The organism is Deltaproteobacteria bacterium, assembly GCA_016874755.1.
Classification (GTDB): domain Bacteria; phylum Desulfobacterota; class Binatia; order UBA9968; family UBA9968; genus DP-20.
Map to the genome: position 1 here is coordinate 38,775 of VGTH01000044.1, position 7,842 is coordinate 46,616.

7 protein-coding genes are annotated in these 7,842 nt (G+C 56.4%); all 7 read right to left on the reverse strand.

Going from position 1 to position 7,842, the window contains the following annotated elements; all coding sequences use genetic code 11:
• Positions 1 to 107: 107 nt before the first annotated feature.
• Positions 108 to 1,637, reverse strand: coding sequence for a long-chain fatty acid--CoA ligase (locus FJ145_21480; GenBank protein ID MBM4263979.1), 1,530 nt, complete (start codon positions 1,635 to 1,637; stop codon positions 108 to 110).
• Positions 1,613 to 2,608: a hypothetical protein gene (locus FJ145_21485; protein MBM4263980.1), complete on the reverse strand. Its 996-nt coding sequence runs from the start codon at positions 2,606 to 2,608 to the stop codon at positions 1,613 to 1,615. Before FJ145_21485 ends, FJ145_21480 begins: the two co-directional genes overlap by 25 nt.
• Positions 2,609 to 2,610: 2 nt before the next feature.
• On the reverse strand, positions 2,611 to 4,125 hold the full coding sequence (locus FJ145_21490; protein ID MBM4263981.1) for a hypothetical protein: 1,515 nt from the start codon (positions 4,123 to 4,125) through the stop codon (positions 2,611 to 2,613).
• 74 nt (positions 4,126 to 4,199) lie between these two features.
• Positions 4,200 to 4,934, reverse strand: coding sequence for a hypothetical protein (locus FJ145_21495; protein MBM4263982.1), 735 nt, complete (start codon positions 4,932 to 4,934; stop codon positions 4,200 to 4,202).
• A gap of 4 nt (positions 4,935 to 4,938) precedes the next feature.
• A complete protein-coding gene (locus FJ145_21500) occupies positions 4,939 to 6,156 on the reverse strand; it encodes a (Fe-S)-binding protein (protein MBM4263983.1) in 1,218 nt (405 codons plus the stop codon).
• A gap of 314 nt (positions 6,157 to 6,470) precedes the next feature.
• Positions 6,471 to 7,340 carry a hypothetical protein gene (locus FJ145_21505; protein MBM4263984.1) on the reverse strand — a complete coding sequence of 290 codons (870 nt, stop codon included), beginning with the start codon at positions 7,338 to 7,340 and terminating at the stop codon, positions 6,471 to 6,473.
• Positions 7,321 to 7,728: a sigma-70 family RNA polymerase sigma factor gene (locus FJ145_21510; protein ID MBM4263985.1), complete on the reverse strand. Its 408-nt coding sequence runs from the start codon at positions 7,726 to 7,728 to the stop codon at positions 7,321 to 7,323. Before FJ145_21510 ends, FJ145_21505 begins: the two co-directional genes overlap by 20 nt.
• Between the last annotated feature and the right edge of the window lie 114 nt (positions 7,729 to 7,842).

Sequence of the window (7,842 nt, forward strand, 5' to 3'; positions counted from 1 at the left end):
GGATTTTTTCTCGCGCACAAAACACAAATCCCCTTCAGTCCCCCTTTTTCAAAGGGGGAAAGGCAAAAGTCATCTGTGCGCGATTTTGGTTTCATCTGACTAGATTTTTACACGGCCAGCAACGTTGCCGCGTCGCGAATGGTTTTTCCCGATGAGGTGCGCGGCAGCGATTCCCGTATGACGATCTTGTCGGGCACTTTGAAGTTGGCCAGGTTGGCGCGCAGAAACGTCAGCAACTCTTTCTCGACGATGTTGGCGCCGGGGCGCGGCACGATTGCTGCGCCGAGCACTTGACCGCGCTTGGCATCGGGAATAGCAAACACGATCGTTTCCTGCACTCCCGGGAAAGTATAGATCATGTTTTCCACTTCAGCGGGATAGACGTTCAGGCCGCCGGTAATCATCATGTCGTCGCGCCGACCGAGGTGATAGTAGTAGCCATCGGCTTCGAGCTTGCCGACGTCGCCGGTGTAGAGCCAGTCACCACGGATGCGTTGCGCCGTTGCATCGGGGCGGCGGAAGTAGCCTTTCATGACATGGGGGCCGCGCGTGATGATTTCACCCGGCTCGCCAATCGGCACTTCTTTGTCGTTCTCGTCGACGATCTTCACTTCGACACCGGGCACGGCTTTGCCGATGCTGCCCATTTTGGCTTGGGCTTTGTCCGGCTCCACCAGCGTGATCATCGGCGAAGTCTCCGTCAGGCCGTAGCCTTGAATGACTTTGATGTGCGGCTGTGCGGCTTGAAACGCCTGCAGGAGCGGCATGGGAATACTCGTGCCCATCATCGCGGCGATTTTCATGCTGCTGGTGTCATAGCTCGCGAGATTCTTGACGCCCAGTAGCAATTGAAAAACGATCGGCACGCTCTCAAAGACATTGACGCGGTATTTTTGGATACCTTCGAGCAGCGTGATCGGATTGATCTGATCGAAGATCACCAGCGTATAACCGACGAGCGCAAGTTCGTTGCACACCACCGGACCAACGATGTGTGACATCGGCAAGATGCAACCGCGCATGGTTGAACTGTCGGTGACTTTCGTCGCACCCATCACCATCGGGTATTGCACCAGATTCCGATAGCTCAACACCACGCCCTTGGGCTCGCCGGTGGTTCCCGATGTGTAAAGAATCAAGGCATCGTCATCGGCGCCGCGCGCGGGCAGCGTCAACGAAGTTCCCAGCGCGTTATAACGTTTTTCGAAACTGCGCTCGCCATCGCCGCCGGCGATCCACACCGGGATCGGCGTCATTGACTTGAACACCTCTTCGACTTCGCCGTGCAGGGATTGATGCACAATCAACAGCTTTAAATCAGCGTCGCGCAGCACACCTTCGAGTTCTTTACCTTTCAAGCGCGCGTCGAGTATGACCGTGACGGCGCCGATCTTTTGCGTCGAGTAGTAGCCCAGCGGAATCGCCGTTGAGTTCGGCAGCAGCAACCCGACTCGGTCGCCGGCGCCAATGCCTTCTTTCTGCAGATGGCCAGCCAGCGCGTGCACCCGCTGGGTGAGAGCGCCGAAGGTCAGCTCTTCTTCTTTGGCGATGATCGCAATCTTGTTCGTCTGGCGCGCCGCGGTTTTTTCCAACACGTCGGCGGCGAAAAATCCTACTGCACCGGTATCATTTGCCATAGCGCAAAAGCCCTCCGAAATGGTTTGTACCAGCGCGATAACTGCGCCAGCTCGCCTCTTTTTAGTTTCAACTTGCCTTGCTGGGTTGCGAGGAAGGCATCGATCTTATTGTTGAACACCGCGCTCCACCACTCGGCTTTGCCACTGATGAGAAAATCGCCGTCGTCCTTAGCGGCCAATTCCACAATCTTGCCATCGACGAATTTGACGGTCCACGAAGCGCCGCTCTCTTCCAAGTGCAAAGCGAGGGACGTTGACAAAGCCGTATCGCCGCCAAACTTGCGAAAATCACCGTCACCGTTGGCGCTATCCACCAACGCTGTCATGTGACCGCGGGAGAACAGCTCGTAACTTTTAACGGGTGAAACGGCAGCAACGGGCTTTTCTTTCTGTTCCGTATGGGCATTGGCAGTTATCGACGGACCACCGTCTCTATAGAACTGGCACTGCACCGCTTCTTCGAGCAAGTCGGTAAATAAGAATGCTTCCTGAAAAGTCTTGCCGATGGCCACCGTACCGTGGCCTTTGATGATCGCCACCGGGCTGTACTTGAGCGCTTCAACGACCTTTTCCGGTTTCGTCACAGTCGGAGTATCCTGGGCAATCACTGCGACCTCACCGATTGTATACTTTTCTTCGTAGCTGAGCGGCGAAAAGCTGTCGTGACTCAGCGAGAACGCGACGACCAGCGGCGGGTGCACGTGGACAATCGCCTGGGCATCCGTGCCGGCGTAAATCGCCAGATGCATCGGCGTTTCGCTGGAAGCACGCTGGTTTTTATTCTTGGGCTTGCCGTCGGCACCGAGCCGCACGATATCCTTTGCGGTCAGAAACGGCAGCGGTGCGTGCCCGCCAGTAATCAGAAAATCCTTTCCGGCACGGCGGCTCAGGTTACCGCCCCAGCCGCTGATCAGGTGACGCTCGAAAAGCAGCTTACCCCAACGGATGAATTCGTTTGCTGTCGTCGGCATGGTTAATCTCTGAGCAGCGCCCAAGGAACCGTTTCATCTTCGATGGGCCGCAGTGAAACACCGTCGGGACAAATCCTTCTTCCCATAAACGTCGAAGCATCGGTATCGATGGGCTTCGTGGGCCGCGGCGCGGCGTCGAGCAGCTCGATCGGCACGGCATGCAAGCGCGCCAATTGCGCTGCCAGCAAGGAGCCGCAGATACCGCGCGGTCCTTTTTCGCTGAGCTCATCATGAAACAAGTAGAGTTTACGGATCTCACCACGGGCAAACAACGTGCCCATCATATTGTCAGAGATCAACGTGGCCGGCGCGCCGCGGTCGAGCAACTCGCGAGCGACAACGCGCGCACCGCAAAGTTGCGGCCGCATTTCCGGAACCAAGAGACTCTCGGCCTGCGCGGTTTCGAGCGCGCTCTTGAGCATTGGGTATTGGGAAACGGGTGGCACGCCATAGATCAAAAGGTACTTGCCGCCGCTGCGCGTGGGCGATTCAGCGCCGGCTTGAGCCGCGTATTTGCGCGCGAAACTGTCGGGCGTGTAAACATCGTCGAAGCCGATCAAGTGGGAAATCAGCGCCGCCGGCACCATATCAAACGATGGGTAGCGGACTTTGAGCCCAGCGATATTGCCGCTGACCAACGCTTCGCCATGAAAGCGAAGCAGCTCATCGGCGGGCCGCTCCTCGATGGGCACATCGCTGCCGCGCTTCAAGCCGCGCGGATCCTGCACCAGCACATTAAACGGCGCGCGGTATTCCTTGGCCAATCGAGCGATCGGATAGGTGCCGACTTTATTGATGATGTCGCCGTTTTGTGCGGTGCGGTCGGCACCGACGATGACGGCGTTGACCTCGCCTTTGGCCATGACTTGGGCGATGGCACAATCAGGGATGAGCGTTACTTTGACGCCCGCCTGCGCCAATTCCCACGCCGTGAGCCGCGCGCCCTGCAGGTAGGGCCGAGTTTCAGTGGCGATGACGGAGAAATCCTTGCCTAGCTCTTTGCAGTAGGCCGCCACGGCGACCAGTTCGCCGCTGACGTTGCAATGGGTCAACAAGCGCGCCGGGTTGGGCAGCAGAGCGGCGGCGCGCTTGGCGCGGCCGCTGCGTCCGCGCACGATCTGCTTGCCGAACTCGCGCGCCTGTTTTGCGATCGTCTCTCCGGCGGCTTTGTCGGCCGGCAGCTGATCAAGCCATTGATCGAAATAGCGGCCCAGCCCGCGAAAATCGAAGGTCGGTCGCGCATCACAGAATTGCTGCGTCATCGATGCCAATTGCCCGCGCAGCGTGGCGGCACTTCGATCCTGAGAATGCTCCGCAAGCAGCGCGCCCGCATAAAGAAACGTCAACACCTGACCGAAGGCGCGGGTCTTCATCTCGCGCACCGCCTCAAGCGCCTGCGCGACTTCGGTCACTTCGAGATATTCGAGTTTTTGCGGGACTTGGATCTCGTCGAGGATTCTAAAGCCACCGTCCTGCCACAGAACCGGTTCAAACAAAGGACTTTGGACGACACCCATAATTCAACTTGCCCTTAGAATCCGATTCCGATCTCTCTCTTCCCTCTTCCTCTGGAAGAGGCGGCTAAGTCAGATCAAAGATATTGCAGCGCTTTACGCGCGACGTCAATGGTTTTTTGTTCGGCTGCAAAAAACGCCGGATCGCGAAAACCGAACTTGCCGTACAAGCACTCATCCGACACGGCCAACACAGCGCCAGCTTTCTTGCCGCGCACCTGCGCAATGGTGAGAAAAGTGGACGTCACCATGTCGATGCTCGAAACGTTCTGCTCATTTAATTGTTGGATCAGCTCTGGCGTTTCTTGAAACAACGCATCCGTGGTGAAAATCCAACCCAGGTGGTAGCGAACGTTCAAGCTCTCCGCCGCCTGCTTCAGTGCATTGACGATACCAGCGTCGGCCACTGTCGAGAAATTTTCCGCGACATAGTAGCGCGACGTGCCGTCGCCGCGCAGCGCGCCGGTAACGATCACCAGGTCACCGATCTTGACATGGTCTTGCAGCGAGCCGCAGCTACCGACGCGAATCAGCGACTGGGCGCCGGCGCCGCAGAGAATCTCGGTTGTGATCGCGGTGTCCGGCGCATAGCGGCCGCCGTTGCCGATGCTCACCCGTTTGCCGTCGAGAGTGCCGGTGTGCATCTCGTAGTCGAGAAACGTGAAGCTTTTCTGCGAGCCCTCCATCATCTTAAGCATCATTTCGCTGCGCTCTTTGGGACCCGGCACGAGGGCGTAGGGGCCGAGGGAATCGGCTTTGAGCCCAAGCATCGTAAGCATTCGTTGCGGCGTAAAGTGCGGTTCTTTGAGCATCGTCTCACAGAGCCTGAGCGACAAATTCCAACAAATCTTGCACGGGCAGCGGGCGTGCCTTGAGATCGCCGAAAGAGCGCTGGCAAAGCGCGCTCGAGGTTAAAACGAGCTCGGCGCCCGTGGCCTGCGCTTCGCGCAGCCGATCCGTGGCGGTGAACTGAGCCAGTTCAGGGTCGGCCTCCGGCACGCCGCCACCGCCGCCGCAACACCACGACCAACGCTGATTGCGCGGCATCTCGACCAGTTCAATGCCAGGAATCGCGCGCAAAACTTTCCGCGGCGGCTCGTAGACACCGCAGCCGCGTCCAAGATGGCACGAGTCGTGATAGGTAACTTTTTTATTGATTGCCTTGTAAAATTTCAGCCGGCCGGCAGCGATCGCTTGCTCGACAAACTCCACGCCATGCAGGATTTTGAGTTGCGCTCCTCCGTCCTTGGCGTACTCGCGCCAGATGCGCTGGCAACTGCCGCAGGCAACGACGACTTTCTCAACGCCAGCGCGTTGCAAGCCTTCTAGATTATTTGCCTTGAGCCGCTCGTACTCGCCGCGAAAGCCGAGATCGAAAGCATACAAGCCGCAGCATTTTTCCTCGGCGCCGAGAATGGCGAAATTTTCGCCGGCAGCACGCATGAGTTTCGCTAACGCCACCGCACCGGCGCGGCCGCTATCGCGGTCCGCTGAGCAGCCGGCAAACAATAAAGTCGTGGCCGTACTTTCGCCCAACTTTTTTAGACTCAATCCATTCGCCCACTCACCGCGCTTGGTTTGTCCCCAAGGATTATCGTGCTTTTGCAAACCCTCAAAAATCGCGCGATGCGCCGGGTCTGGCCCTTCGCGTTCAGTAATTTCTTCGCGCATCGCAACAGTAATATCCCACGGCCCATAACCATCGCCGCGCACGCCGCACAGCTCCTGGCACATGAGACAATTGGTGCAGCCGTTGATGACTTCTTTTAGCTCCGGCGTGATCGGATCGAGTCCGTGAAAAACCCGCTGCGCCATCAACCAGCGCGACTTGGGCGTGTGGCGTTGAAACTTATAGAACTCGTAGGGCGGGCATTTCTCTTTTGGCCCCGGGACGTCTTCGTAGGGATTCGCCGGCCCATGTCCATAGCAAGAGCCGCACAAAACGCAGCCCGAGCTGCGCTCGTCCAGCCCTTTGGCATAGAGCCACTTCTTGACTCTGGCGAGTCCGACAGGTTGCTTGGGTTCGTCTTTCACGACGGAAAAACTCAGAAACAGAAATCGTTAAGGTGTAAACTATATATATCAGGCCGCCGCGCGGCAGTTCAAGGTTTTGGAGTTGGATAAACTTTGCAAAGTTCCCCAAGCCGATATGTACCGTGATCCCAAACAATTACCGAAGCGGCGCTGTAGTTGTTCTTAGGGATGAAGCCTTCGAATTCTCACACAGGGACTTCACCGCGAGGAGCGATATCATCGCTGGGGGAGAAAAGCCGATGTTAAACCAATTTGTTTCGATTAAGGCCCGCTTGGTGACCCTGACGTGACATCCGAAAATGACTATCTTACTTTCACTCCTCGCCACCGTATTTTTCAGCACTAGGTGGTAATGGCGAAAACTTTTCGCAGCTGCAATCAGGCGCAGGGGAACTCGCAGCTACCCTATTGGCCCATGGGTCAACGGTTTCGTCAACGCACGCGCCCGTTCGAAGACGACGCCTTCGCGCCAGAAATTCTCCGCGTAGTGCTCGTGCACATACCACGTCGATAGTTGAGGAATCGATGGATGGTCGTTTTACGCTATCTTGCGACGCTGGCGTTGCACGATCCTCTGCCCTGTTGGAAAGCGGGCGTGACTCCCTTAGTAGAGGTTCGTTCCGACTACATTTCGTAGGCGCTTGTTTGCTGAACACGCCGGGATTTTCATCGAGATAAAGATTGGGCTCATGGGGTCCAACTTTCAAAAACTTTGTTTTTGGGTGCGACTCTGTGGTGTAAAAATGATGTTGGAAAAAAATCGTTGCGACCACCACTATGGCCAGAGCAAAGGCAAAAGCTACCCTCGTAGCCGCGCCTCTTGGTATCCACACCAAGCTAAATCGACGACCTGAACGACTCTTTCTGGGAACAAATCGTCGCATCCCGCCTCCGACGGCTACCTTGCCCGGCGCCGAGAACCCGCCGATTCCGGTCACGTTATCCAACGGCTGGTTTTTCGTCCACGTGTGAAGCGGTAGGTCAGGAGGAAAAATGGAGTCTTCCGTCTCTGGGTCTAGTTCTAAGCTTTCTTCTACCTCTTTTGTTGGGTTCCCCAGCGGGTGCTGGAGAGTTGGCGACTCTTTCGCTTTTGTCATGAGATCTCTGACAAAATCAGCGGGTGCCTGGACATCTTCGCCCAGCCGCTCTAGGCCCTCAATGATTTCATTGTCGCTGGGTTTCATGACCAAGTTCCTCCCGCAAGAAATCAAGGGCTTTGCGCAGCGTTCTATTGACGGTCGCCATTGACGTTCGATGCATACTAGCAATAGACGCTACAGTGAGGCCATCAATGTAATGGGCCAGTAAAATTGATCTTTCCAATAAATTGAGTTTCTTGAGTGCACCGGAGAGCTGCTGCTCAAACTCCTTTCGGGAGAACTCAGGGTCGTCGAACAGGTGATGCGTATTCGTCGACTCAGGGTGAACCTCGTTGCGAATATCCTCTCTTTTCTCGTTTTCTATGCGCAGCCTTCGACTAGTGTCGCGCAAGTGATGCTTGCAGGTATTTTCGGTAATGCTGTAAAGCCACCGGCAAACAGACGAGTCACCACGAAAGGGAGCCGTTGTCAATAGGTGTGTAAAAAGATACTAGGCGGCGACCCTCATCTCTTTGCCATTGTCATACTTCGTCCCGCGCGCTACTTTTCCGACAAGCTGTGGTGCGTTCAGTTTGCGGAAGCTCTT

Coding starts and splice junctions, on each gene's coding strand:
- FJ145_21480 (MBM4263979.1), bottom strand. CDS start 1,637: ATGGCAAATGATACCGGTGCAGTAGGATTTTTCGCCGCCGACGTGTTG.
- FJ145_21485 (MBM4263980.1), bottom strand. CDS start 2,608: ATGCCGACGACAGCAAACGAATTCATCCGTTGGGGTAAGCTGCTTTTC.
- FJ145_21490 (MBM4263981.1), bottom strand. CDS start 4,125: ATGGGTGTCGTCCAAAGTCCTTTGTTTGAACCGGTTCTGTGGCAGGAC.
- FJ145_21495 (MBM4263982.1), bottom strand. CDS start 4,934: ATGCTCAAAGAACCGCACTTTACGCCGCAACGAATGCTTACGATGCTT.
- FJ145_21505 (MBM4263984.1), bottom strand. CDS start 7,340: ATGAAACCCAGCGACAATGAAATCATTGAGGGCCTAGAGCGGCTGGGC.